General features: G+C 68.7%; 25 protein-coding genes and 1 pseudogene. 12 read left to right on the plus strand and 14 right to left on the minus strand.

Annotated features, from left to right (window positions below):
- Window positions 1-790 precede the first annotated feature (790 nt).
- From OG520_RS09515 to OG520_RS09530, 4 genes are read left to right on the plus strand one after another with little or no spacing between them, the layout of a single operon-like run.
- Window positions 791-1177, plus strand: a complete 387-nt coding sequence (locus tag OG520_RS09515; protein ID WP_406012886.1) for a 4'-phosphopantetheinyl transferase family protein — start codon at window positions 791-793, stop codon at window positions 1175-1177.
- A gap of 59 nt (window positions 1178-1236) precedes the next feature.
- Window positions 1237-4086: an alpha/beta fold hydrolase gene (locus OG520_RS09520; RefSeq protein WP_406012887.1), complete on the plus strand. Its 2850-nt coding sequence runs from the start codon at window positions 1237-1239 to the stop codon at window positions 4084-4086.
- Window positions 4086-5018, plus strand: a complete 933-nt coding sequence (locus OG520_RS09525; RefSeq protein WP_399330543.1) for an NAD-dependent epimerase/dehydratase family protein — start codon at window positions 4086-4088, stop codon at window positions 5016-5018. Before OG520_RS09520 ends, OG520_RS09525 begins: the two co-directional genes overlap by 1 nt.
- Before the next feature lie 16 nt (window positions 5019-5034).
- The gene (locus OG520_RS09530) at window positions 5035-5499 is read left to right on the plus strand and encodes a nuclear transport factor 2 family protein (RefSeq protein WP_399330541.1); all 465 of its coding nucleotides are present in this window, start codon (window positions 5035-5037) and stop codon (window positions 5497-5499) included.
- Between the two features lie 22 nt (window positions 5500-5521).
- Here the strand turns inward: OG520_RS09530 and OG520_RS09535 are convergent, their stop codons facing one another.
- Window positions 5522-6469: a LysR family transcriptional regulator gene (locus OG520_RS09535; protein ID WP_406012888.1), complete on the minus strand. Its 948-nt coding sequence runs from the start codon at window positions 6467-6469 to the stop codon at window positions 5522-5524.
- Window positions 6470-6603: 134 nt separating this feature from the next.
- Between OG520_RS09535 and OG520_RS09540 the strand changes: the two genes are divergently transcribed.
- Window positions 6604-7275: an FMN-dependent NADH-azoreductase gene (locus tag OG520_RS09540; protein WP_399330537.1), complete on the plus strand. Its 672-nt coding sequence runs from the start codon at window positions 6604-6606 to the stop codon at window positions 7273-7275.
- A 51-nt stretch (window positions 7276-7326) separates the two neighbouring features.
- Here the strand turns inward: OG520_RS09540 and OG520_RS09545 are convergent, their stop codons facing one another.
- Entirely contained in the window at window positions 7327-8178 is an 852-nt protein-coding gene (locus OG520_RS09545; protein ID WP_406012889.1) for a heparin lyase I family protein, read from the minus strand.
- 42 nt (window positions 8179-8220) lie between these two features.
- On the minus strand, window positions 8221-8625 hold the full coding sequence (locus OG520_RS09550; protein ID WP_406012890.1) for a hypothetical protein: 405 nt from the start codon (window positions 8623-8625) through the stop codon (window positions 8221-8223).
- A 101-nt stretch (window positions 8626-8726) separates the two neighbouring features.
- Here OG520_RS09550 and OG520_RS09555 point away from each other — a divergent pair, with 101 nt between their 5' ends.
- The gene (locus tag OG520_RS09555; protein WP_406012891.1) at window positions 8727-8957 is read left to right on the plus strand and encodes a hypothetical protein; all 231 of its coding nucleotides are present in this window, start codon (window positions 8727-8729) and stop codon (window positions 8955-8957) included.
- A 19-nt stretch (window positions 8958-8976) separates the two neighbouring features.
- Here the strand turns inward: OG520_RS09555 and tatA are convergent, their stop codons facing one another.
- The gene (gene tatA, locus OG520_RS09560) at window positions 8977-9258 is read right to left on the minus strand and encodes a Sec-independent protein translocase subunit TatA (protein ID WP_385328347.1); all 282 of its coding nucleotides are present in this window, start codon (window positions 9256-9258) and stop codon (window positions 8977-8979) included.
- Between the two features lie 147 nt (window positions 9259-9405).
- On the opposite strand from tatA, the gene OG520_RS09565 reads away from it, so the two are divergent.
- Window positions 9406-10944, plus strand: a complete 1539-nt coding sequence (locus OG520_RS09565; protein ID WP_406012892.1) for an LCP family protein — start codon at window positions 9406-9408, stop codon at window positions 10942-10944.
- Between the two features lie 215 nt (window positions 10945-11159).
- Here the strand turns inward: OG520_RS09565 and OG520_RS09570 are convergent, their stop codons facing one another.
- From OG520_RS09570 to OG520_RS09580, 3 genes are all read right to left on the minus strand, one after another.
- Window positions 11160-11744, minus strand: coding sequence for a TerD family protein (locus tag OG520_RS09570; protein WP_406012893.1), 585 nt, complete (start codon window positions 11742-11744; stop codon window positions 11160-11162).
- A 280-nt stretch (window positions 11745-12024) separates the two neighbouring features.
- Window positions 12025-12387, minus strand: coding sequence for a metalloregulator ArsR/SmtB family transcription factor (locus tag OG520_RS09575; protein WP_266428021.1), 363 nt, complete (start codon window positions 12385-12387; stop codon window positions 12025-12027).
- A 237-nt stretch (window positions 12388-12624) separates the two neighbouring features.
- On the minus strand, window positions 12625-13029 hold the full coding sequence (locus tag OG520_RS09580) for a MarR family winged helix-turn-helix transcriptional regulator (protein WP_406012894.1): 405 nt from the start codon (window positions 13027-13029) through the stop codon (window positions 12625-12627).
- Between the two features lie 176 nt (window positions 13030-13205).
- On the opposite strand from OG520_RS09580, the gene OG520_RS09585 reads away from it, so the two are divergent.
- Complete coding sequence (locus OG520_RS09585; protein WP_406012895.1) at window positions 13206-13358, plus strand: hypothetical protein; 153 nt, start codon at window positions 13206-13208, stop codon at window positions 13356-13358.
- A gap of 111 nt (window positions 13359-13469) precedes the next feature.
- Here the strand turns inward: OG520_RS09585 and OG520_RS09590 are convergent, their stop codons facing one another.
- The gene (locus OG520_RS09590) at window positions 13470-13859 is read right to left on the minus strand and encodes a hypothetical protein (protein WP_406012896.1); all 390 of its coding nucleotides are present in this window, start codon (window positions 13857-13859) and stop codon (window positions 13470-13472) included.
- A 70-nt stretch (window positions 13860-13929) separates the two neighbouring features.
- Here OG520_RS09590 and OG520_RS09595 point away from each other — a divergent pair.
- Window positions 13930-14488, plus strand: a pseudogene (locus OG520_RS09595) (transposase); the annotation flags it as partial.
- Between the two features lie 646 nt (window positions 14489-15134).
- Window positions 15135-15551, plus strand: coding sequence for a hypothetical protein (locus OG520_RS09600; RefSeq protein WP_406012897.1), 417 nt, complete (start codon window positions 15135-15137; stop codon window positions 15549-15551).
- 30 nt (window positions 15552-15581) lie between these two features.
- On the opposite strand, the gene OG520_RS09605 is transcribed toward OG520_RS09600, so the two are convergent.
- The 4 genes from OG520_RS09605 to OG520_RS09620 all read right to left on the minus strand — a co-directional run bounded on the left by OG520_RS09605 (window position 15582) and on the right by OG520_RS09620 (window position 20945).
- Window positions 15582-16910, minus strand: coding sequence for a class I SAM-dependent RNA methyltransferase (locus tag OG520_RS09605; protein ID WP_406012898.1), 1329 nt, complete (start codon window positions 16908-16910; stop codon window positions 15582-15584).
- A 100-nt stretch (window positions 16911-17010) separates the two neighbouring features.
- Window positions 17011-19059 (minus strand): APC family permease, encoded by a 2049-nt coding sequence (locus OG520_RS09610; protein ID WP_399330509.1) that lies wholly within the window; start codon window positions 19057-19059, stop codon window positions 17011-17013.
- 113 nt (window positions 19060-19172) lie between these two features.
- On the minus strand, window positions 19173-20240 hold the full coding sequence (locus OG520_RS09615) for a 1-aminocyclopropane-1-carboxylate deaminase (RefSeq protein ID WP_406012899.1): 1068 nt from the start codon (window positions 20238-20240) through the stop codon (window positions 19173-19175).
- A 48-nt stretch (window positions 20241-20288) separates the two neighbouring features.
- Complete coding sequence (locus OG520_RS09620) at window positions 20289-20945, minus strand: GntR family transcriptional regulator (protein WP_406012900.1); 657 nt, start codon at window positions 20943-20945, stop codon at window positions 20289-20291.
- Between the two features lie 262 nt (window positions 20946-21207).
- Between OG520_RS09620 and OG520_RS09625 the strand changes: the two genes are divergently transcribed.
- Both OG520_RS09625 and OG520_RS09630 read left to right on the plus strand, forming a co-directional pair.
- Window positions 21208-21876, plus strand: coding sequence for a TrkA family potassium uptake protein (locus OG520_RS09625; protein ID WP_266427865.1), 669 nt, complete (start codon window positions 21208-21210; stop codon window positions 21874-21876).
- The gene (locus OG520_RS09630; RefSeq protein WP_399330503.1) at window positions 21876-22553 is read left to right on the plus strand and encodes a potassium channel family protein; all 678 of its coding nucleotides are present in this window, start codon (window positions 21876-21878) and stop codon (window positions 22551-22553) included. The genes OG520_RS09625 and OG520_RS09630 overlap by 1 nt, the downstream gene beginning before the upstream one ends.
- 76 nt (window positions 22554-22629) lie before the next feature.
- Here OG520_RS09630 and OG520_RS09635 read toward each other — a convergent pair whose 3' ends face one another.
- Window positions 22630-23391 (minus strand): DUF3159 domain-containing protein, encoded by a 762-nt coding sequence (locus OG520_RS09635; RefSeq protein WP_406012901.1) that lies wholly within the window; start codon window positions 23389-23391, stop codon window positions 22630-22632.
- Window positions 23392-23394: 3 nt separating this feature from the next.
- Entirely contained in the window at window positions 23395-23811 is a 417-nt protein-coding gene (locus tag OG520_RS09640; protein ID WP_399330499.1) for an OB-fold nucleic acid binding domain-containing protein, read from the minus strand.
- Window positions 23812-23826 lie beyond the last annotated feature (15 nt).

Here is a 23826-nt window from a genome sequence, read left to right on the forward strand (position 1 = left end):
TGTCCCCTCGGCTACCCAGGATCCGCTTCCTGACCGCTTCGGCCCTCAGTATTGATGATCGAAATCTTTTCTGGGTCGGCCGTCAAGATATTGACCACACAACAGTTCAACCGAAAATTACTTTCGCGCCAGATAGGCCAGATAGCCCGCCCAGACACTAGTTCGCTGGCTTGGAACCAGTCAACAAGATCCCGGCTCGCCGACGCTCGCAAGGACTGCACAGAACCGACACCTCCACCGGAATGACGACCCGTTCCGCTCCACCTGTCAACAAGTTGCACACCGAACCCCGGAAGCAATAACTCCCACTTCCGCTTGGGCCACCTTGGGCACCCACCCCCTCACGGGCGGTAGCGCTGGTGACCTTTTGCTGTCAATCCAGCGTCGGAACAGGCCACTTCGGGCCTACGGTCACCGGGTGAGCACAGTCCGCGCACAGCCACTCCACTCCGCAACTGCCCCCCGGTCCCAGCCGTCCGAGGCCGATGTCCATGTGTGGTCATGGCACACAACGACGGACTCGCACAGCAGAGCCGATCTGGAATTGCTCGACAGCGCAGAACTGGCTCGGGCACACCAATTCAAATCAGCCAGGTCAGCGGCCGAATACGTCTCTTGTCGCGCAACGGTACGTCGCCTGTTGGCCACGTATTTTCATGTCGGGGCCGACGAAATTTCACTTGGCCGAAACCCCTGTCCTGGATGCGGCAGCACCGAGCACGGCCCGCCCGCCGTGGTCCGCCCCTCGACTGCCCGTCACATCAGCATCTCCCACTCCCTCGGTCTCGCGATGCTGGCCGTCGCACCGTTCCCGGTCGGGGTCGACACCGAAGCGGTCAGGAACATGCCGGTCGACAACATCACCGGCAAGGTACTGACACCACGCGAACGCCGAGCCGTGCTCGCCGAGCCGGAAGGACCCGCCCGCACCAGGCTCTTCCTGCGCTGCTGGACGCGCAAGGAGGCGGTGCTCAAGGCCGTCGGGATCGGGCTCGTCGCCGATCTGACCGCGCTGGAGACCCGGGCCTGGGCCCCCGGACCCGCCCATGTGACCACCGACGCCCTGTCCACTCCGACCAGTTGGTGGGTGACCGAGGCGGCCGTGCCCGATGGCTGGGCAGCAGCCGTGGCACTCCCCGCCGACGCCGGCAGAAACGTCACTGTGCAGCAACTCTGAGTCCACGCGGCAGGCACCACGCCCGCCACGCACTGAGGTAACGGGAGAGACAGACCATCGTGAACCGCGCACCTTCACAGAGCATCGCCGCACTCCTCCTCCGCGCCGCGCAGCACCATCCCGATTCGGGCATCCGCTACTGCCTGGGCGGTTCCACCGCGGGCTTCCGCGACCAGAGCTACCCCGAGCTGCTGGACGACGCCGGCCGGGTCCTGGCCGGGCTGCGCGCCCGCGGCCTGCGGCCGCAGGACAAGGTGGTACTGATCCTCGAACGCCCCCAGGAGTTCCTCACCGCGTTCTGGGCGGCCGTGCTCGGCGGCTTCGTCCCGTGCCCGATGGCTCCGCTGCGCGGCGACCCCGAGCGCTGGGCCGCCCAGCTCACCCATGTGAACACACTGCTGGACCAGCCCCTGGTCATCACGAGCGAGTCCCTGGCCGCCGAACTGCCGCCGGTGCCCGGACTCGCCGTCGCCCCGCTGGACCGGCTGTACGGTGCAAAACCCGCGGCCCCGCACATCGCCGCTCCCGACGACACGGCCGTCCTGGTGCTGACGTCCGGCTCGACCGGGAACTCCAAGGCGGTCGTGCTCAGCCACGCCAATCTGCTGGCGTCCATGGCGGGCAAGAACAGCCACCACCGTCTCACCGCCGGGGACACCACCCTGAACTGGGTCTCCTTCGACCATGTGGCCGCCCTGCTGGAGTGCCATCTCCTGCCGCTCTGCACCGGCGGCCGCCAGCTCCATGTCGAAGCCTCCGTCGTCCTCGGTGAACCGCTGGAGTTCCTGCGCCTCGCCTCCCGGCACGGGGTGACGATGACCTTCACCCCCAACTTCCTTCTGGGGTTGCTCAATTCGTCGGCGGAGCGCATCGCCGAGGCCGGCGAGGAGCTCGATCTGTCCCGGCTGCGACACATCATCAGCGGCGGTGAGGCCGTGGTCTGCGCCACCGGTGAGGCCTTCCTGGACCGGTACGCGCCGTACGGCCTCGCCCGGCACGCGCTCTGGCCGGCCTTCGGGATGACCGAGACCTGCGCCGGCAGCGTCTACTCCCGGGCGGCCTTCCCCGACATCGACCGCGGTGCGGAGTTCGCGAGCCTGGGCACCCCGGTCGACGGACTGCACATCCGGGTCGCCGGCCCGGACGACCGTGCGCTGCCCGAGGGCGAGGTCGGCGAACTCCAGCTCGACGGTCCCATGATCACCCTCGGCTACTACAACAACCCCCGGGCCACCGAGGAAGCCTTCACGGCCGACGGCTGGTTCCGCAGCGGCGACCTGGGCCGGATCGACGAGGGCCGGCTGACCCTGGTCGGCCGCAGCAAGGACAGCGTCATCATCAACGGCGTCAACTACTTCAGCCATGAGATCGAGACGGCGCTCGAACAGCTCGACGGGGTCGCGGGCTCCTACGCGACGGCCTTCCCGATCCGTCCGGCCGGCAGCGACACCGAGCAGCTGGTGATCGCCTTCCACCCCGATGTCCGGGCGGACGACCGGGCCGGGCTGTACCGGGTGCTCACCGCCGTACGCAGCAGCGTGGTGATGCAGTGGGGGTTCCGCCCCGCTCTCGTCCTGCCGCTGCCCAAGGAGGCCTTCCCCAAAACCAGCCTCGGCAAGATCCAGCGCGCCCTGATGCGCAGGCGGCTGGAGTCGGGTGCGTACGACACGGAGCAGCGCCGGGTCACCGACCTCACCCGGCACATGCTCGGCGGCTACACGGCGCCCCGGGGCCGGACCGAGCAGGTCCTGACGGAGATCTACGCGGAGATGTTCGACATCGACGCCTCGACGGTCAGCACCACCGCCAACTTCTTCGATCTGGGCGGGACTTCGCTGGACATCCTGCGGTTGCGCAGCAAGGTCGCACAGCGGCTCGGTGTCACGGGGCTGCAGATCATCACCGTGCTGACGGCGCCCACGGTCCGGGCGCTCGCGGCCCGGATCGGCGAGCAGACGAACCCCGGCGGGCAGGCGAGCCCCGGCGGGCCGCCCGGCCCCGTGGAGCGGGAGTACGACCCGATCGTGCCGATGCAGACCAGCGGCACCAGGACCCCGCTGTTCTGTGTCCACCCGGGCGTCGGCGAGGTCCTGGTCTTCGTCAACCTCGCCAAGTACTTCGTGGGCGACCGGCCGTTCTACGCCCTGCGGGCACGGGGGTTCAACGAGGGCGAGAAGCCGTTCGCAACCTTCGAACAAATGGTGGACTCCTATGTGGAGGCCATCCGGGAGCGGCAGCCGCACGGCCCGTACGCCGTCGCCGGCTATTCCTACGGCGGTGCGGTGGCGTTCGAGATCGCCAAGGTGCTCAGGTCCCGGGGCGAGCGCGTCGACTTCGTCGGCAGCTTCAATCTGCCGCCGCACATCAAGTACCGGATGGACGAACTGGACTTCGTGGAGACCGCGGCCAACCTGGCGTACTTCCTCGCCCTGATCGACAGGAAGCAGTCGCTGGAACTGCCGGGCCGGCTGCGCGGGCGGCCCGTGGAGGAGCAGCTGGCGCATCTCATGTCCCTGGCCCCGCCGGACCGCCTCGCCGAACTGGACCTGGATGCCGACAAGTTCGGGACCTGGGCGGAGCTGGCCAACCGGCTCACCGACCTGGGCCGTTCCTACGAGCCCAGCGGATCGGTGCCGTCGATGAACGTCTTCTACGCCATCCCGCTGCGCGGCACGAAGGAGGACTGGCTGAACAACGAACTGCGCCGCTGGGACGAGTACACGACCGGGCCGAACCGCTACATCGAGGTCCCGGGCGAGCACTACACGCTGATGAGCCCGCAGCACGTGGCGTCCTTCCAGTCGATCCTGCGCCGGGAACTGGACCGGGCACTGGGCGACGCGGACCGCATCGCGGCCGACCGGGCCGCGGCGGAGCAGTCGGCGAACGAGCGAGGAGAGACCCGCTGATGGGCCTGCCGAAGGGCAAGAAGATCCTGGTCACCGGCGGTACCGGGCAGGTCGCCCGGCCCGTGGCGGAGGCGCTGGCCGCGCAGAACGACGTCTGGTGCCTCGGCCGCTTCGGCACCGCCGGCGTCGAGCAGGAGCTGGCCGAGAAGGGCATCACCACCTGGCGGTGGGACATGGACGACCTCTCGGGGGAATCGCTCAAGGGCGTCCCGGAGGACTTCACCCATGTCCTCCACTCCGCCGTGCGGCGGGGCGAGGACGGCGACTTCAACGCGACGGCCGAGGTGAACGCGGTGGCCGCGGGCCGGCTGATGACGCACTGCCGTACCGCGGAGTCATTCCTGTACGTATCGACGGGCGCGCTCTACGCACGCCGGTCGCTGGACCATCAGTACACCGAGACCGACCCGGTCGACGGAGTGGCGGACTGGCTGCCCGCCTATCCCGTGGGCAAGATCGGGACCGAGGGCGCGGTACGGGCCTTCGCCCAGGTGCTCCGCCTGCCCACCACGATCGCGCGGCTGAACATCGCGTACGGACCCGGCGGTTACGGCGGCGTGCCGATGCTGTACTTCAAGCGCATGCTCGCCGGTGAGCCCATCCCCGTACCCCTGGACGGCCAGAACTGGTGCTCGCTGCTGCACACCGACGATCTGGTGGCCCAGGTGCCCGCGCTCTGGCGCGCGGCCACGGCCCCGGCGCGGGTGGTCAACTGGGGCGGCGACGAATCGGTCGGCATCACCGACTGCGTGCGCCACATGGAGGCGCTCACCGGGATCGAGGCGAAGCTCGTACCCAGCGAAGTCACCCGTGAGACCTACCGGTTCGACCCCACGCTGCGCCGGGAGCTGACCGGCCCGTGCCGGGTCGGCTGGCGCGACGGCATCCGCCGCACCCTCGAAAGCCTGTACCCCGAGCATGTCCGCCACTGAAGAGAGGACGTCCCTCATGCCGACCCGTCTGGAGACTCGCATGGAGACCCTGGTGATGACGGACTACCTGTCCCGGCACCCCGGGCGGTCCGCCGAATGCGAGCTGATCCATCGCGCCTACCGGGCGTTCGGCGCCCGTGATGTCGGGGCGCTGCTGGAGACCCTCGCCCCGGACGTGGAGTGGATCCATCCCGACGGGATGGCGGAGTACGGCCTGGGCGGCACCCGGCACGGCCACACGGGTGTCAAGGAGTTCCTCGCCCATGTTCCGACCGTGCTGAGCGGTATGCGGCTGCAGCCGCAGGAGTTCGTGCAGTCGGGCGACCGGGTGGTGGTGTTCGGCACCCGGCAGGTGACGTCCAGACGCGGCCGTACCGAGACGATGCCGTTCGTCCATTCCTGGACGCTGTGCGACGGCAGAGCCGTGCGGATGGAGGACATCTTCGACACCGTCCTCTTCCGCCGGCTGATCGAGAGCTGACGTCCGTCGGCTGCCGCGGTCGCTACTTCGGCCGCGGCTGCGCCGTGGTGCCCTGCACGAGCCCGCCGGCTCCCTCCCGCAACGCCGAGAGGACGGCCGCGACGGCGGGTCGTGTCAGGGCGCCGCGCCGTACCACCAGGGACACCCGGCGGATGAGCTCAGGGCCTTCGAGACGGATCCGGCGGACGGGGTAGCCGGGCCGGTCGGGCACGAGGTCCGGCACCAGAGCCACCCCCCACCCGAGCGACACCAGCCCCAGGGCGGCCTGCATGTCGCCGGTGTCCGCCACCACGTCCGGGGCGAACCCTGCCGCGGCGCAGGCGTGCAGCGCCAGCTTGCCGAGCCCCGAATCCCGGTCGAGGATCCAGGACCGGTCCGCGAATTCGCCGAGCTTCCGCTCCACGGCGCCGGACCCGCCGGCGGTCGGCGAGACGTCTTCCGGGGCGACCGCCAGCCGGACGCGGTCGTTCGCCAGCGGTTCCTCGTGCAGCCCCGGCACCCGGGGTTCCGGCACCTGGTCGTACTGGGCCGCCATGACCATGTCGAGCCGCCCCAGCCGGACCGCCTGCTGGCTCTCGGAGGCCGCGGCGCGGTGCAGGGTGATCCGCAGCTCCGGATGGGCGGCCCGGAGCCGGGTGAGCGCGGGGACGAGCAGCGCGGGGCCCTCGTGGTACGGCACGCCCACCCGCAGCTCCCCATGGACCCTGCCGGTCGCGGCGAGCAGTTCGGACTCGGCCGTCTCCAGGCCGTCCAGGATCCTCTCGGTGTGCTCGACGAGCGCCCTGCCCACCACCGTCAGCCCGGCCCGCCGGCTGCCCCGGTCGACCAGCGCGACGCCCGTCTCGGCCTCCAGCGCGGAGAGCTGCTGCGAGACCGCGGAACGCGTGTAGTTGAGGGCCTGGGCCGCCGCCGCGATCGAACCACGCGCCTCCACCTCGCGGAGCAGCACCAGTTTCCGTATGTCGAGCACGTATCTACCGTTTCTACCGTCACTCCGGCTTACGTCGACTGTCGTCGACCGTCACGCCAACATACGGGACACACAAAGGTGTTGACCGGTTGAATAGGAAGCCCTCCCAACAATCCTCCACAGAGGGGTTCAGAATGCCCACACTGCTCCACCTCGACGCCAGCGCCCGTCCCGAATCCGTCTCCCGTCAGGTATCCACCGAGTTCGCCGTGGCCTGGAAGGCGGCACATCCACAGGGCACCTATATTCACCGCGACCTGACGGCCCGTCCGATTCCGCATGTCGACGCGGCGCAGATCGAGATCGTGACCCGCCTGGAGACCGCGGGCATTCGCGATCTCTCCGAGGCGCGCAACGCCGCGCAGAGTGCCGAGGAGAAAGCCAGCTGGTCCCTCAGCTGGGAGCTGATCGAGGAGGTACTGGTCGCCGACACCCTGGTGATCGGCCTGCCCATGTACAACTTCTCCGTACCGTCCGCGTTCAAGGCCTGGTTCGACCGGATCGCCATTCCACCGCTGATCGTGGACCTCACCACCGGGAAGGGCCCGCTCTCCGGCAAGCGGACCATCGTGGCCACGGCCCGCGGCGGCGCGTACGGGCCCGGGACGCCCAGGCACGGCTCCGACTTCCAGGAGCCCTATCTGCGCGCCGCGTTCGGCATGGTGGCGCTCGCGGACAACCTGGAGTTCCTGCACTCCGAGATGACGAAGTCCGGCCATGTGCCGCGGCTGGTCCAGTTCCGGGACATCGCCGCCGGTTCCCTGAAGGAGTCGGTGGAGAGCGCCCGCGAGTCCGCCCGCCGCTGACGGGGCGGGACTCGATCTCGGGGCGGGCCCCCGGCACCCGCCCCTTCGGGCTCACCCGCCCGCGAGATCCCGAATGCTGATGTTGTCGTGCTGCACGACTCGCGTCGGAACGTCTCCGTTCTCGATGCTCTGGCCGGGCCGGTAGAGGCCCCACTTGATGTAGCCGAGATTCGTGGGGTTCTTGGGGTGGAAGGTCTGCACGTTCTCGTACGTCTTCCGCAGGGCGAAGTCCGATTCTCCGGGCATCCGGCTGGAGATCCTGTAGTAGCCGGTCTTGTCGTCCGTCCAGCGGACGTCCACGCGGAACGTCATCCACTGATTGACGTACGGACGGAAGTCGTCGACCACATCCGCCTGCAGTTCGAGCGTGGGTGACCGGAAGGCGATGCTGTTGCGTTTGGTCATCAGGTAGAAGGACGGCCGGTTCCCGCCGGCGTGCTTCCCCTGGAAGATGATGTCGCCGCTCTCCGAGTCCCCGGGCTCGTAGGTCTTCCAGTCCTTCAGGAGGACGCTGAACTCGTACCGGCGCACGTCGCCCACCTGGAACACCCCCTGGGGGACGTTGTTCGTGGCGCTCTCGCTGCGTGGTGCTCCGTCCGACTCGTAGCCGGTGTCTCCGAGCGTCACCCTGTGCGTGATGGCGTAGTCGTCGCCGGACTTGACGACGGACGAGGCGTCCTGCGCGGTGGCGTGCGTCGTCGTCAGTCCGGGAATTCCCGAATCGAGGCTGCCGTCCCGGTAGTCGATGCCGAGCAGTGTGGAATGCGCGCTGCTCCGGGACTGCTGCGCCGCGGACCGGTTCGGCCGGTCCTGACCTGCCTCAGCGGTGTTCAGGCACACCACGCAGAGAGTCCCCGCCAGTGCGAGGGCGGTCGAGGCCCGCACCATTGTCTTCCTGTGCATTTCCGCGTCCCTTCCTGTAGTCGTTCCCCATCGGTCGTACGGTCAGCGGCCCGGCCTGTCGGTGATCCGGATCAGGTTGCGGCCGCGCATGGTGTAGAGATGGCCGGCCTCGTCATTGGTGAGGTGGGAGCCGCTGTACCAACTGCCGTTGGCGGCGGGGACGACGGTGCTGACGGCGAAGGTTCGGGGGTCGAAGCGGAACACGGTCGTGTCGGAGACTCCGTACACCACACCGCGGTTGGTCACCAGGGCGGCGAACCCGTTGCAGACCTCCCTGATGTCCGCCCGGTGCACGAGGGTGCGCCGGCGGAGGTCGATGACGAAGAGGCCGCCCTTGCGTGACAGGCCGTGGAGGTGCCGTCCCCGGACCGCCAGAGCCGCTGTGCCTGCCGTCTGCTGCGGGTCGATCCGCCAGAGTTCCTTGCCGCGGACGGGATCGAACGCCACCACGGTGCTGCGCGGCCCGGTGGCGAGGGTGTTGTCACCGCCGAGGTGGCGTGACCCAATTCACTTCACTTCAATAGTTGCGCAATGCTTAAACTATCACCATGAACACAGGCAGCCCGGCGGGGCGGGAAGCGGCGGTACTGGTCGGAGGGCCCGCGGACGGGCTACGGATGCGGGTCGTCGACCGGCCACCGACGATCCAGGTGACCTGCCCCTGCGAGCCGGAAGCCCCGCCGAACGGCGTGCACGCGGAGGCGCTGCACATCTACCACCGCGACTTCCGGGTGAAGAGCGAGACGCTGCGGTACGGCTTCGACGGGGTCAGCCCCTGACGGGCGCGTTACGCGCGGCTCAACGGACGGCGTCACTCTCCGCGGCGGGGCGGGCCGACGCGGCATCCCCCGGCGCCGCCCGCATGATGCGCGGCGCGTCTTGCGCCGAGGCGTCGTCGGCAGGGGCCGCGGACGTCTCCGCGGCGCCGTCCTGCTTCATGGCCTTGGCCTCGCTCTTGAGGATGCGCATCGACTTGCCCAGCGACCGGGCGGCCTCGGGCAGTTTCTTCGAGCCGAACAGCACGATGACCACGATCGCCACGATCAGCAGGTGCCAGGGTTCCAGTCCGTTGCGGAGCATCTCGCCCACCCCATTCTCTTCGTTCGGCAGAGGCGGGCGCCGAGTGCACCACGCCGCCTGCAACACTTGCTACATTGCGCAACTGTACAACTATGAAGTGGGGTCGGACGTCCCCTTCGTACGAGGCAGACGGATGAGGGCGTACGCATGACAACCAGCCACTCGGCGGCTTCAGCACGGCGGCGGCGCACGGCACCTGCGCCGCGGGACGGCGGGCATCACAACGTCCGCGCAGGGCGGCGCCGTAGACGCAGTCGTCTGCGGATCACCCTCGTGACCGTGCTGTCCATACTCGTGCTCGGCGCAGCCGGGCTCGGCTGGATCTTCTTCGAACTGAACGGCAACATCGACACCTTCAGCGCAGACGGCATCTCCGGCGACCGTCCCGAAGCCGCGAAGGGCGAGAACGTCCTCGTCATCGGATCGGACGCGCGTACCGGCGGCAACAGCGCGCTGGGCGGCGGCGACAAGGACGACATCGGCCGTTCCGACACCGCCTTCCTGCTGCATGTCTACGCCGACCGCCGGCACGCCGTCGCCGTATCCATTCCGCGCGACACGCTGGTCACCATCCCGCCCTGCAAATTGCCGGACGGCTCCTGGACCAGCACGCGGACCAACACCATGTTCAACGCGGCCTACTCCGTGGGGCAGACAGCCAAGGGCAGTCCCGCCTGCACCCAGAACACCGTCGAGGAACTCACCGGGCTGCGCGTGGACCACACGGTGGTCGTCGACTTCAAGGGCTTCGCGGAGCTGACGGACGTGGTCGGTGGCGTGAAGGTGTGCCTGCCGCAGGACATCCATCAGAAGGACCTCAACCCCAACCGCGCCACCCGGGGGAAACTCCTCTTCGACAAGGGGGAACAGACGGTCTCCGGGCAGAAGGCTCTGGACTACGTACGCATCCGGCACGGCATCGGCGACGGCTCCGACATAGGACGCATCAAGCGCCAACAGGCGTTCGTGGCCAGCCTGATCACGAGAGTGAAGAGTGACGGCCTCACTCCCACCAAGCTGCTGCCGCTCGCCGACGCCGCCACCAGGTCGATGACGGTCGACCCCGGTCTCGGCTCGGCCGACAAACTGATCTCCTTCGCGATGTCCCTGAGGGACATCGACCTGCACAACACCAAGTTCGTCACCATCCCCTGGCGATACGAGGGTGCACGCGTGGCGATCGTCCAGCCGGCCGCCGACCAGCTCTGGGCCGCGTTGCGGGCCGACCGGACCATCGACGGCAAGGACGCCAGTGGCAAGAAGGGCGCGGCGGCCTCCGCCCCGCCGAGCACCGACGAGCCCCTCTCCGGGGACGGCGTCGACGTCACCGTCTACAACGGCACCACCACCAGAGGACTCGCCGCACGTGCCGCAGCCACCCTTGCCGACCACGACTTCACCGTCATCGGTACGGCGAACGCGAGCACCCAGGACCATGCCGACACCGTGATCGAGTACGGGCCGGGGCAGAAGAACCAGGCCCGGAACCTCGCCAGGCTCTTCCCCGGTGCCCAGTTGCATCCGGCGTCCAGCACGGGCATCAGTGTGACCCTGGGCAGGTCCTACACGGCCGGGGGCCCCGCAGCCGAGAGCCCGGCAGCCGAGGCAACCGGGGTTCCCACGGCCGTCGCCGACGACGCCCGCTCGGCCGACGACGACCTGTGCTCCAACCTGTCGTACGGGTAGCACCGCCCGGAAGCGGATGCACACACCACCCCAGAAGGACGGTGTGCCCGGACGTGGGCATCGGAGGCGTCCGGGAAAGGGCGGGGGCACGGCCTCGCCGGGCTCGGCCAACCGACGGCTCGTGGCCTTCGCGCGGCCGCCCCGGGAGGCATCGCCGGTCCGCCCGGCGGTCCACCGAGCAGACGTGGGCCTGACCCGGGGCCGGCCATCACGTACTACTTGCTGACGGCGAAGCGCATCAGGGCGTGCTCATTGCCTTGCTTGATCTTGCCCGTCGTATTGATCACTTCGAGCTTCCAGTTGTCGCCCACGCGAATGGCCTTGGCCACGGCGCAACCGTTGTCCTGGGTGAGCATGCTCGGCCAGATGTCGGCGACCTGCTGGGAGGTGCCCCCAGTCGCGTCGTACACCTTGAAGCTGATGTTGCGTGCCTTCTGGAAGGAACTGCCCTTCTTGTAGGCGGCGGCGACGAACACGATCGACGTGATGTGGGACGGGAGCCGCGCGAACTCGACGGTCACCGTCTCGTCGTCCCCGTCCCCGTGCCCGGTCTGGTTGTCGCCGCTGTGCACCAGTGAGCCGTTGCCCATCGGATCGAGGGAGTCGAGGCCGGCCAGGCGCACCGGGTCTCCGCCCTGCATCGCGACGGCGATCAGGTCGAGGTCGGTACCGGACTTGCGACGGAGTATCCCCATCACCCCGCCGCTGCTGCCGGCGGTGGGATCCCAGGACACTCCGATGGACAGATGAGTCACTCCGTCCAGATCCGCCGGGCCGTCTTCCTTCTTGAGCGTAATCATGTGTGGATCTTCCTTTTTGACGACGGGCTGCAACACCTAGAGTGTGCCTGGGAGCCTTCGGACCACCTTCGGCGCGGTTGCGCGGAGCGCGAGAACGGCAGCACGGGCGAGCCGAGCGACGTCGAAGCACAGGTTCGGCACCAGGACCTGTACGTAGCGATGTCGCCGCCGGCGAACCGGCTTCGCGGTGACGGTGTGGTCGATCGCGGCAACGTCGGCGGCGTGCAGAACGGGTTGCGGGCCCGGACATCTCCGGCCCGATCCTGCGGTCCCGGAAGTATCAGGCACCGGCCCCGCGCAGTCGGCCCCTTGGTCCCGCCGCTCCCTCGGCACGTGCGGCCAGCTGGCCGACCATGAGCCGGACCACGGTCACGACATCGGGATCGTCGACGTAGTAGACCTGACGTCGGCCATCACGGCGGGAGCGTACGAGTCCGGCAAGTCTCAGCTTTGTCAGGTGCTGACTGACCGCGGGCAGCGCCCCGCCCACCCGTACCGAGAGGTGGGTGACATCGCTCTCGCCCTGCGCCAGCGCCCACATGATGTGCAGCCGCGCCGACGACGCCAGCAACCCGAACTTGGCGGCCGCCTCGGCCAGCACCTCGGTGGGCGGATCTTCGGGGTCACCAACGTCTGCCGTCACAACCCGCTCTCTCCCATCCCGTTCGGTCCCGTTCCGTCCCGTTCCGTCCTGGGCAGTCCTCGCGCCGTGGGCCAGTTTAGGTGTCCGGCGTCCGTGCGAACGCTGCGGCGGCGGCACGGGCAGGACCCCTCACCCGGCACACACGGCTCTACGGCGCATCCCAGGAGCGGGACACCGAGCAGCCTGGGTGCAGGTGGGCGCAGTGTGCCCAGCCAAGTCAGGGGCTGCTGTGCCAGCTCAAGCCAGGCTCTCCAGCATGGCGGTCTCGTACGCGCGCAGGGTATGGACGAACAACTGCCGCTCACTGACGGAGAGTGGCGCAAGGGCGGTTCGCCACGAGGCGGCGCCGCGCGCCAGCCAGCCTTGGATCGCCGGCCGCTTCTCGGCGGCGATGCTCACGATGCGGCGCCGCCGGTCCGCCGGGTCCTCTTGTCGCTCCAGGAGCTCCTTCCGGCTCAGTTCGCCGACCAACAGACTGACGGTCGTCGGCGCGACTTCGAGCCTGGCTGCCAGTTCATTGACGGTCATGGGCCCATCGAAGAGCAGATACGACAACAGCGACAGGTGGCGGGGGGCCAGCTCAAGGGATTGGAGCTCCTCGGGGACCGGAATCCGCTTGGCCGCTCCGACCAGGCGCGGCATGAGTACCAGCAATGTGCGGACCGCGTCGTCGACGCCGGGGTCCGCACCTGCCCTCTGGGGCGGGGACTCCTCGGTTGACACTGCACCCTCTCGACTTTACGTTTGATGACAAAGATACATTGTGTGCAAAGTGAAGCTGTCTCCAGAGTAGGCGAGCAGTCCGACGGGAGAATCCGATGCCCCACTTCCAGGTACGTGTGCACGAGGAGGAACTCGACGGGAAGGTCGAGAGGCAGCTGGTCCGATCACTCACCGAGGCGCTGGTCCAGGTGTACGGCGAGCGGGCGCGCTCCATGGCCGTCGTCGAGATCTTCGGCATCCCTAGATGATCAATTCCAAGGGATGCCTGCGGAGGGTATGGGGTGGGCGGCGGCCGAAGCCACCGCGAGACGGTCAGGCGGCGGGCTGCCGGCCCTGGTTGTCGAGGTGGCAGCGGGCGGTCAGGCGTCAGGGTCGACTTCGGGGTGCGTGAACCGCACGGGCTTGCCCAGCGACCGGGCGTAGGCGATTTCGGCTCGGGTGCTGTCTCCGATGTAGTCGCCGACTACGAGCACCTCATCAGCGAGCCGGATCTTCGCCCGGTGCAGATCGTCGAGTCGAACGTTCAGCGCCTCGGCCTCGACAGGATCGGACCGAAGTTCGTGCGGCGACTTCATGTCACAGCCCGGTTTGACGACAATCTTTCCGGTTTTGGTCTCCCGCAGATCGGCCTCGTTCATCTCGGTCATGAAGCGGGTGGAGCCGCAGATCACGACGATACGCGGGAGGCTCAACAGCTTCTTCGCGTCGGCGAGCTTCTCCTCGGGGGTGAGCAGTTGCGGGTATGACACTGGTTCCTCCTGGTGGTGTGGTCCAAGGGGTGCCTGCGGAGACGAGAACGAGGGTGTCCAAGATCGTTTTGTGACGAACGACGTGGACACCCTCGCGACAGCACTCTATGCGGCGACCGACGACATGCTGAAGGACCATCCCGACCTGGCGCCGTGGCGCCCGCCGGTCAGCATTACGCCCCGCCTGAGCGATGCCGAACTGGTCACCCTCGCCACGATGCAGGCCATCCTCGGCTACACCTCCGAGGCCAAATGGCTCCGCCATGCCCGTGCCCACCTGCGCCACCTCTTCCTCTACCTGCCCCCGCAGCCCGGCTACAACAAGCGGCTGCGCAAGGCCGCCGGTCTGATGCGAAGCGTCAACCGGATCCTGGCCACCACCACCTCGGTGTGGAGCGACGACGTATGGGTCGTGGACTCCACCCCGGTGGAATGCGGCCGCTCCCGCGAGACCGTCAAACGCTCCGACCTGGCAGGTTGGGCCGAATACGGCTACTGCGCCAGCCACAGCCGCTTCTTCTGGGGCCTGCGCCTGCACCTGGTCTGCACCCTTCAGGGCCCTGCCCATCGCCTTCGCCCTGACCGGGGCCAAGGCCGACGAACGCGAGACCCTCCTTGACCTCCTGTCCGGGCGATCACCGACGCGGTCACCAGCGCTTTTGGCGAATCCATCCGGGATCACATGGGCGTTCAGCTCGCCGGGGTGCGAACCGGACGCTCCGGGGTCGGCGGCGAGGTCGACCCCCCGGCGCCCCACTGACCGGCAACGCCCACCAGAGGGAGAGCGAATCACTGCTTCCCTACGGACAGCGACTCACCAGCCGACCATACGTGAGGAATTCACGCTGGCCACTGTCAGCCGACCAGAAGACCTGTCGAATGCTGTCACGGCAAGCTCGCCAGGAGCAACGAACGCAAGAAGCCAGCCAGTCCTGGTCCCGCGCCTGGTCCACCTCCGTCCCGCACTCCTGATGCTCTCGACCAACGCGGCACCCCGCCCCCGAAGCCCCAATCTCGACCAGTCGATGTGTCTTCGACCCGACGACGAGGGCAGTTGAGACTGCCACAGTTCCGTCTCACTGATCGCGAAAGCGAAGGAAAGCAGTGCCCGAAGCTCACCCGGGCGCCATCGGGGCGAAAGTACACGGAAATAACGGCGAGTTCACCAATGCGGCGGTCAAGGCCCGCGCACGGCGCAAGCGCGGGCCGCCCTGTCAGTGGGCAAGGGCGAGAAACGATCTTCCGCATCCGTAGCCACAGGCCCAAGATGGTCGCATGGGGGTATCCAGCACACACGCAACGTTCCGCCTGACGTTCACCGACTATCAGCAGGACCCGAGCGATAGCGACGTTCTCCGCCGAGCAGTCACCGTCCAAGCAGACCGAATCACGTTCGAGGACAACCACCTGGACCTCTGGCTCACAGGAACCCTGGTCGGGAGCTTCTCGCTGGACGTGATCGAGTCACTCTGCCCACAAGGAGACCCCGGCAGGCGGCAGGAGTCATCAGACGAACTGCACTCCCGCTACCCACAGATGGGCCAACCATGGGCGCCACAGGACGACGCTCGACTCCTCGCGCTCTACCAGCAAGGAGAACGCGACTTCGGCACCCTCGGGAAGCAGTTCGGCCGGAAGCCCAGCGCCATTCGGTCACGGCTGGCAAAGCTCGGTCTGGAGAGTCTTACCTGAGCTTCAAATGCGCGCGCATGAATCCCCCAGTCAGGCGCCCTTCTCACGAGGCTCAAGGATCGCCACGCACTCCACATGATGCGTCATCGGAAACAGATCGAACGCCCGCAGCGTCCGCACCCGGTACCCGCCCTCCCTGAAGTAGGCCAGGTCCCGCGCCAGGGCCGCCGGGTCGCAGGCGACATACGCGATGCGGCGGGCGCCCAGGCCCGCCAGGTGCTTGACCGTCTGCTTGCCGGCGCCCGCGCGGGGCGGGTCGAGGACGATCAGGTCGCACTCGGTGATGCCGGTGCGCGGGAGGATCTGGTCGACCTTGCCGTGCTCGATGCGGACCCGGTCCAGGTCCTTCAGGTTGTGGCGGGCGTCCTCGACGGCGCGCTTGCCGGACTCGATGCCGAGGACCGCGCCCTTCTCGCCGATGCGCTGGCCGATGGCGCCGGCGAACAGGCCGACGCCGCAGTAGAGGTCGAGGGCCATGTCGTTCTTGCGGGGCAGGAGGCCCTGCATGACGGCGCGGACCAGGGTGTTGGCGGCCTGCGGGTGAACCTGCCAGAAGCCGCCGGAGCCGACCCGGTAGGTGCGGTCGTCGGCGCGCTCGCGGACGAAGGCGCGGCCGTGCACCCGGTGGACGCCGCCGTCGCGCTCGTCGACGCGCATCACCGAGACGGGCTTGTCGAGCTCGACCAGGGGCAGCCGGCCGCCGGGCCTCGGGGTGAGGATGACCTGACGGTCGTGGGAACCGGTGGCGGCGATGGCCTCCACCGAGGCCATGCCGGGCCATTCCCGCTTCTCGATGCCGAGCTCCGTGACGCCGGGTGCCGCGATCAGGCAGCGCTCCACGGGCTCCACGTCGTGCGAGCGGTGCTTGCGGAGGCCGACCTTGCCGTCCTCGTCGATGGCGTACTGGACGCGGGTGCGCCAGGCGGGTACCTCGCCCGGCGGGAGCTTGTCGCCCTCGGCCGGCATGACCGTGCCGTCCCAGCCCGCCTCCTCGGGGGTGAGGCCCGCGAGGCGCTGGAGCTGTTCGGCGATCACTTCGCCCTTGAGCCGGCGCTGGGCGCCGGGCTTGGCGTGCTGCCAGTCGCAGCCGCCGCACTTGCCGGGGCCGGCGTACGGGCAGGGTGCCTCGACGCGGTCCTTGGACGCCTCGATGATCCGTACCGCGTCGGCGCGCAGGAAGCGGGAGTCGCTCTCGCCGTCGGTGACCCTGGCGACGACCTTCTCGCCGGGGAGCGTGTGCCGTACGAAGAGGACCCGGCCCTCCGAGGTACGGGCGATGCAGTGGCCGCCGTGCGCGACGGGGCCGACCTCGACCTCGTACTCCTCCCCGACCAGCGACGACGTGGGTTCGTTCTGCATGAGGGGGTGGCTCCAGAGATCAAGGGAAGAACGGCCGGACAACAACCCACGAGTCTACGTGGGTGTCGTCCGGCCGCTTACCACGAGCGGGCGGGGGCGGTCAGCTCTTGCCGCTGGGTTCCTTGGGCCTGCGCTCCACGGGGCCGCGGCGCACCGATCCCGGCGCGTTCCATTCGGCGCGCTTCCTGGCGCGCTTCTTGGCCGCCTCGGAGGACTCCAGCTGATACGGCACGGAGGTCACCATGACGCCCGGGGTGAAGAGCAGCCGCCCCTTGAGGCGCAGGGCGCTCTGGTTGTGGAGGAGGTGCTCGTACCAGTGGCCGACCACGTACTCCGGGATGTACACGCTCACGACGTCGCGCGGGCTCTCCCGGCGCAGGCTCTTCACGTAGTCGATGACCGGCCGGGTCACCTCGCGGTACGGGGAGTCGAGGATCTTCAGCGGGATGTCGATGCCGCGCCGCTCCCAGTCGTCCTTGAGCGCCTTGGTCTCGGCCGGGTCGACGCTGATGGAGAGCGCCTCCAGCTGGTCGGAGCGGATCAGCTTGGCGTAGGCGAGGGCGCGCAGGGTGGGCCGGTGGAGCTTGGAGACCAGGACGATCGAGTGGACCCTGGAGGGTCGGATCGTCTCGTCGGACGGGGTCTCGTCGGCGGCGATCTCCTCGGCGACCCGGTCGTAGTGCCTGCGGATCGCGGTCATCGTCCCGTAGAAGATCACCATGCCGAGGAGTGCGACCCAGGCGCCGTGGGTGAATTTGGTCGCGAGCACGACGACGAGCACCAGGCCGGTGAAGAAGGCACCGAAGGTGTTGATCGCGCGGGAGCGCACCATGTGGCGGCGCTTCGCCGGGTCCTTCTCCGTCCTCAGGTGGCGGTTCCAGTGCCGGACCATGCCGGTCTGGCTGAGGGTGAAGGAGACGAAGACGCCGACGATGTAGAGCTGGATGAGCCGGGTCGAGTCCGCCCCGTAGATCCAGGTGAGCAGGATCGCCGCGCCCGCCAGGAGCACGATGCCGTTGGAGAAGGCGAGCCGGTCACCGCGGGTGTGGAGCTGGCGGGGCAGGTAGCGGTCCTGCGCGAGGATCGAGCCGAGCAGCGGGAAGCCGTTGTACGCGGTGTTGGCGGCGAGGAAGAGAACGAGTGCGGTGGCCGCCGCGAGGACGACGAAGAAGAACGTGCCGTCGCCGAAGACCGCGGCCGCGACCTGGGAGATCACCGGGTCCTGGACGAAGGAGGAGCCGACCGGGACACCGTGGTTGATCAGGTCCTTGGCCGGATTCTCGGCCATCTTCACATCGGTGGCCATGGCCAGGCCGATGATGCCGCAGAACATGGTGACGGCCAGCAGGCCCATCATCGCGAGGGTCGTCGCGGCATTCTTGCTCTTCGGCTTGCGGAAGGCGGGCACGCCATTACTGATCGCCTCGACTCCGGTGAGGGCCGCGCAGCCGGAGGAAAAGGCCCGCAGCAGCAGGAAGACCAGCGCGAAGCCGCTCAGCCCCGCGTGCTCGGCCTTGATCTCGTAGCCCGAGGTCGGGGCGTGCATGGTGTCGCCGAGGACCAGTCCGCGGAACGCACCCCAGATGATCATGATGAAGACGCCGGCCACGAAGAGGTACGTGGGAATGGCGAAGAGCTTGCCGGACTCCTTGACGCCGCGCAGATTCATCAGCGTCAGGAGCACGATGGCGGCGATGGCGCACACCGTCTTGTGCTCGACGACGAACGGGATCGCGGACCCGAGGTTCTCCACCCCGGAGGCGATCGACACGGCGACGGTCAGCACGTAGTCGACCAGCAGCGCGCTGGCCACGGTCAGCCCGGCCTTGGGGCCGAGGTTGGTGGTGGCGACCTCGTAGTCACCACCACCGCTCGGATACGCGTGCACGTTCTGCCGGTACGAGGCGACGACCGTGAACATCAGCACCACGACGGCGAGCGCGATCCAGGGGCTGAAGTGGTACGCCGACACGCCCGCGACGGAAAGCACCAGGAGGACTTCTCCAGGCGCGTAGGCCACCGAGGACAGCGGGTCGGATGCGAAGACGGGAAGTGCGATGCGCTTGGGGAGGAGCGTTTCTCCCAGCTTGTCGCTGCGCAACGCCCGTCCGATCAGAATCCGTTTGGGCACGTCGGTCAGTTTGGACACGCAGAGGATCGTAAGCGTTCCGTATGGAAGCCGCAGACGCACCACCCCCGTGGCCCCGCAATCTCCTGCGCCCGGCCGAAAAAGCCACGAAATCCTTAACGAAATCCTTGCACTCAGGCGTCCGCGAAAAGGGCGCTGTAACCATTCAATGCGGGCTGGCCGCCGAGATGCGCGTAAAGGACGGTGGAATCGCGGGCGATCTCGCCGCGCGCCACGAGGTCGGCCATTCCCGCCATCGACTTCCCCTCGTACACGGGGTCGGTGACCATGCCCTCGGTACGGGCGGCGAGCCGCATCGCGTCGAGGGTCGTGTCGTCGGGGATGCCGTAGGTGCCCGCGTGGTAGCGCTCGTCGAGTTCGATGTCGTCCACGGTGAGCTCCCGGCGCACGCCGATGAGCCGTGCGGTGGCGGCCGCGATCCGGGCGATCTGCTCGCGGGTACGAGCGGGCTCGGCGGAGGCGTCGATGCCCAGCACGCGTCGCGGGCGGGCGCCCGCCTGCTCCAGTGCGGCGAAGCCCGCGACCATGCCTGCCTGGGTGGAGCCGGTGACCGAGCAGACCACCACGGTGTCGAAGAACACGCCGAGTGCGCGTTCCTGCTCGGCGACCTCGTACGCCCAGTTGGCGAAGCCGAGCCCGCCCAGCGGGTGGTCGGACGCGCCCGCGGGGATGGCGTACGGCTTGCCGCCGCCCTCCTCCACCTCGTGCAGCGCCTGCTCCCAGCTCTCCTTGACGCCGATGCCGAACCCGGCGCGCACCAGGCGGACGTCGGCACCGGCCAAACGGCTGATCAGGATGTTGCCGACCTTGTCGTAGACGGCATCGGGCCACTCGACCCAGCTCTCCTGGATGAGTACGCACTTGAGACCGGCGCGGGCGGCGACCGCCGCGACCTGGCGGGTGTGGTTGGACTGGACGCCACCGATGGACACGAGTGTGTCGCAGCCCTTCGCGAGGGCGTCGGCGACGAGGTATTCGAGCTTGCGGGTCTTGTTGCCCCCGTAGGCGATGCCGGAGTTGCAGTCCTCCCGCTTGGCCCAGACCGCGGCGCCGCCGAGGTGCTCGGTGAGCCGGTCGAGCCGGTGCACGGGCGAGGGGCCGAAGAGGAGGGGGTAGCGGTCGTACGAGGAGATGGAAGGGGACGAGGAGGAGGACGGGGAGGTGGGCGTAGTGGTGGTCACGGGGACTCCCTGGCTCGGTGGTGGGGTGGGGGGCTGTGGGCCGTCGGGCTACTCGGGCGGTTCGTCGGCGAGCTCTTCGAGCGCCTGCCAGATCTCGGCGGTGATCCGGGCCGCGGCTTCGGCATCGCGTTCCGCGCACGCCTCGATCAGCCGCTCGTGCAGCTCCGCGGAGCCGTGCGCGGAGCCGGCCGTGCCGAACTGTCGCCATTCCAGGCGCCGGATCAGAGGGGTGTAGCGCTCGACGGTGGCGGCCACGGCGCGGTTGTCGCAGGCCGTGACGAGGACGTCGTGGAGCCGGTCGTCGGCGCGCAGTGCGTCCGCCACGTCGCCGCGGCGGGTCGCGTCGCGGAAGCGGTCGTTGGCCTCGCGCATCGCGGTGATGTCCGCGTCCGTGAGGCGGGGCACGGCGGTCCTGGCGGCCAGTTCCTGCATGGCCCGTACGACGGCCGCCGCGTCCCGGACGTCGCGCGGCACCAGACGGGTCACCCGGGTGTAGCTCTGCGGCTTTGACTCGACGAGACCCTCGCCACAGAGCCGGAACAGCGCGTCGCGGACCGGGGCCCGGGAGAGTCCGAGGCGTTCGGCGAGGTCGGCGTCGCGGACGGGGGCGCCGGGCGGAAGGTCACCGCGGACGATGGCGTCGCGGATCGCCTCGTAGGCGGTGTCCCGCAGCAGGGTCCTTCGGACGGGGCGCAGGGTCTCCATGAACTGACATGTTAGATGTCTGTGCGCTTCGCACTCAAGGGTCCGTCCGCCGGCAGCCGCGATCGGCGGCCTTCGGCGTCCGCCGGGAGGGGTACGGGGAAAGCGCACTCGGATGAGGCTTCGCACTCCGGGCCGCATAAGCTCATCCTGGGCAACGGGACAGACCGTTGCCCCGTTGTTTGCCCGGCAAGCTGAGAAAGTAGTGTGAGCAGGGTGTTTTCGCAGGTCAGCCGGACGACCAGGACTGCGAGGTAGGCGCAAGGTGCACATCGTCATCATGGGCTGCGGGCGAGTAGGAGCCGCTCTCGCGCAGACCCTGGAGCAGCAGGGGCACACGGTCGCCGTCATCGACCAGGACCCGACGGCGTTCCGTCGCCTCGGGTCCGGATTCGGCGGGCGGCGCGTCACGGGTGTCGGCTTCGACCAGGACACCCTCCGCGAGGCGGGTATCGAGGACGCCGGTGCGTTCGCCGCGGTGAGCAGCGGTGACAACTCGAACATCATCGCCGCCCGGGTGGCCCGCGAGATGTTCGGCATCGAAAATGTCGCGGCGCGGATCTACGACCCCCGCCGCGCCGAGGTCTACCAGCGTCTCGGCATCCCCACGGTCGCCACCGTGCGCTGGACCGCGGACCAGATGCTGCGGCGGCTGCTGCCTTCGGGCGCCGAGCCGCTGTGGCGGGATCCGAGCGGCGGTGTGCAGCTCGCGGAGGTGCACACCACACCGTCCTGGATCGGCCACAAGATCAGCACGCTGCAGGAGGAGACGGGCGTCCGCGTGGCGTTCCTCACCCGGCTGGGCGAAGCCATACTGCCCACCTCGCAGACGGTGCTGCAGGAGGGCGACCTGGTCCACGTGATGATGCGTACGGACGAGATCGCGAAGGTCGAGGCGGCCTTCGCCGAGGGTCCTGAGGAGGGCGGTCACTGATGCGTGTCGCGATTGCCGGGGCCGGTGCGGTGGGTCGTTCCATCGCGGGCGAGCTGCTGGAGAACGGGCACGAGGTGCTGCTCGTCGACAAGGCGCCGACGGCCATCTCGGTGGAGCGGGTGCCGATGGCCGAGTGGCTGCTGGCGGACGCCTGCGAGATCACCTCGCTCGACGAGGCGGCGCTCCAGCGCTGCAACGTCGTGATCGCCGCGACCGGCGACGACAAGGTGAATCTGGTCGTGTCTCTGCTCGCCAAGACCGAGTACGGCGTGCCAAGGGTCGTCGCCCGGGTCAACAACCCGAAGAACGAGTGGCTGTTCAACGAGGCCTGGGGCGTCGATGTGGCGGTCTCGACGCCGCGTCTGATGTCGGCCCTGGTGGAGGAGGCGGTGAGCGTCGGCGATCTGGTCCGGCTGCTGCGCTTCAGCCACGGCGACGCCAACCTGGTCGAGCTGACGCTGCCCCCGGAGTCGGCGCTGGCCGGCACCCAGGTCGGCGATGTGGCCTGGCCCGAGGACACCTCGCTGGTCACCATCATCCGCGGTCAGCGCGTGCTGACGCCGAGCACCGAGGAGACCCTGGAGGCCGGTGACGAGCTGCTGTTCGTGGCCGCGCAGGCGCGCGAGGAGCAGTTGGAGGACCTGTTGTCGGTGCGCCGGGGCGACTCGGACGAGTGAGCCGCAGGGCGGACCTGTGGAAGGGGCCCGGAACCGTGTGACACGGTTCCGGGCCCCTTGCACAGGTCGAGTGCTCTCAGAACTCCTGGTTGCGGACCGCGGCGGCCGCGGTCGCCTTGCGGTCCTTCTCGACCTGCTCCTCGGCCTCCATCTCGGCGAAGACATCGATGGGCGGCGGCGCCTTGGCGAGGAAGACCCAGGTCAGATAGACCGCGAGCAGGAACGGGGGGATCTTCAGGGCTACCAAGACCCAGCCCAACTGGGTGGTGTCGGCCCACCAGTACAGCGGGAAGAGGATCGCGCACTTGGCGAGCAGGATCAGCCCCCAGGCGTAGCTGGCCTTGGCGTACGCCTTCTTGCGGCCGGGGTTCCTGGTGCGCCAGGAGAGGTTCTCCTTGAACACCGGCCCCAGCATCAGGCCGATCAGGGGCACCCCCGCGAGGGTGGTGATCAGGTAGGCGAGGGCGAGGCCGAGCGTGTACAGCATGCCCGGCAGGTAGAAGTCCTTGGCATTGCCCGTCATCATCGCGAAGACCACGCCGAAGGCCACACCGAAGACACCGCTGAAGGCGTGCTTGACGGTGTCCCTTCGGATCAGCCGTACGGCGACAAGGACCAGCGACACCACCAGGGCCGCGATGGCCGAGAGGTGCAGATCCTTGTTGATCGTGAAGATGGTGACGAACAGCAGCCCGGGAAGGACTGTCTCCACCATGCCCCGGACACCGCCGAACGCCTCGAAGAGCGCGGCCTCGGTGACCGCCTTCGCGTCGGCCCCCTGCTGGTCGGTGCGGGTGGTGCGGTCCGTGTCGGACGTCGGCTTGTCGAGAGACGTCACCGGCTACTCCTTGCCGAGCGGTCGGAGTTCGTATTTGGGGTTGAACAGCACCCGGCGCCCGTGACTCATGGCGATCCGGCCCGAGGCGATGAGCTTGCGACCCGGTTCTATGCCCGCGATGGAGCGCCGGCCCAGCCAGACAACGTCCAGCGGAGCGGTGCCGTCGAAGAGCTCGGCCTCCAGGGCGGGCACTCCGGCGCGCGGCCGCAGGGTGACGGTCCGCAAGGTACCAGTCACCTTCACGATCTGGCGGTCGGTGCATTCGGAGATCCGCGTGCAACCCGAGGCCTGCGCGTCCTCCTGCAGCTCCTCGGACTCGAGGTCCTCCTGGGAGCTGGACAGCCGGTCGAGCATCCGCCGGAAGCGGCCCGACGGCTTCTCCGCCTTGCCGGGCTTGTCGGATCGTGGGACAGCACTCATACCCGAAGGGTACCG

Origin of the sequence: Streptomyces sp. NBC_00984 (genome assembly GCF_045162475.1) — a bacterium.
GTDB lineage: Bacteria > Actinomycetota > Actinomycetes > Streptomycetales > Streptomycetaceae > Streptomyces.

Bases quoted from the DNA above. Each gene is read 5' to 3' on its own strand.
- OG520_RS09545 (WP_406012889.1), bottom strand. From the start codon at position 8,178: ATGCACAGGAAGACAATGGTGCGGGCCTCGACCGCCCTCGCACTGGCG.
- OG520_RS09570 (WP_406012893.1), bottom strand. From the start codon at position 11,744: ATGATTACGCTCAAGAAGGAAGACGGCCCGGCGGATCTGGACGGAGTG.
- OG520_RS09555 (WP_406012891.1), top strand. From the start codon at position 8,727: ATGAACACAGGCAGCCCGGCGGGGCGGGAAGCGGCGGTACTGGTCGGA.
- OG520_RS09640 (WP_399330499.1), bottom strand. From the start codon at position 23,811: ATGAGTGCTGTCCCACGATCCGACAAGCCCGGCAAGGCGGAGAAGCCG.
- OG520_RS09600 (WP_406012897.1), top strand. From the start codon at position 15,135: ATGGGGGTATCCAGCACACACGCAACGTTCCGCCTGACGTTCACCGAC.
- OG520_RS09515 (WP_406012886.1), top strand. From the start codon at position 791: ATGCTGGCCGTCGCACCGTTCCCGGTCGGGGTCGACACCGAAGCGGTC.
- OG520_RS09605 (WP_406012898.1), bottom strand. From the start codon at position 16,910: ATGCAGAACGAACCCACGTCGTCGCTGGTCGGGGAGGAGTACGAGGTC.
- OG520_RS09565 (WP_406012892.1), top strand. From the start codon at position 9,406: ATGACAACCAGCCACTCGGCGGCTTCAGCACGGCGGCGGCGCACGGCA.
- OG520_RS09630 (WP_399330503.1), top strand. From the start codon at position 21,876: ATGCGTGTCGCGATTGCCGGGGCCGGTGCGGTGGGTCGTTCCATCGCG.
- OG520_RS09530 (WP_399330541.1), top strand. From the start codon at position 5,035: ATGCCGACCCGTCTGGAGACTCGCATGGAGACCCTGGTGATGACGGAC.
- OG520_RS09540 (WP_399330537.1), top strand. From the start codon at position 6,604: ATGCCCACACTGCTCCACCTCGACGCCAGCGCCCGTCCCGAATCCGTC.
- tatA (WP_385328347.1), bottom strand. From the start codon at position 9,258: ATGCTCCGCAACGGACTGGAACCCTGGCACCTGCTGATCGTGGCGATC.
- OG520_RS09580 (WP_406012894.1), bottom strand. From the start codon at position 13,029: ATGCCGCGCCTGGTCGGAGCGGCCAAGCGGATTCCGGTCCCCGAGGAG.
- OG520_RS09585 (WP_406012895.1), top strand. From the start codon at position 13,206: ATGCCCCACTTCCAGGTACGTGTGCACGAGGAGGAACTCGACGGGAAG.
- OG520_RS09620 (WP_406012900.1), bottom strand. From the start codon at position 20,945: ATGGAGACCCTGCGCCCCGTCCGAAGGACCCTGCTGCGGGACACCGCC.
- OG520_RS09525 (WP_399330543.1), top strand. From the start codon at position 4,086: ATGGGCCTGCCGAAGGGCAAGAAGATCCTGGTCACCGGCGGTACCGGG.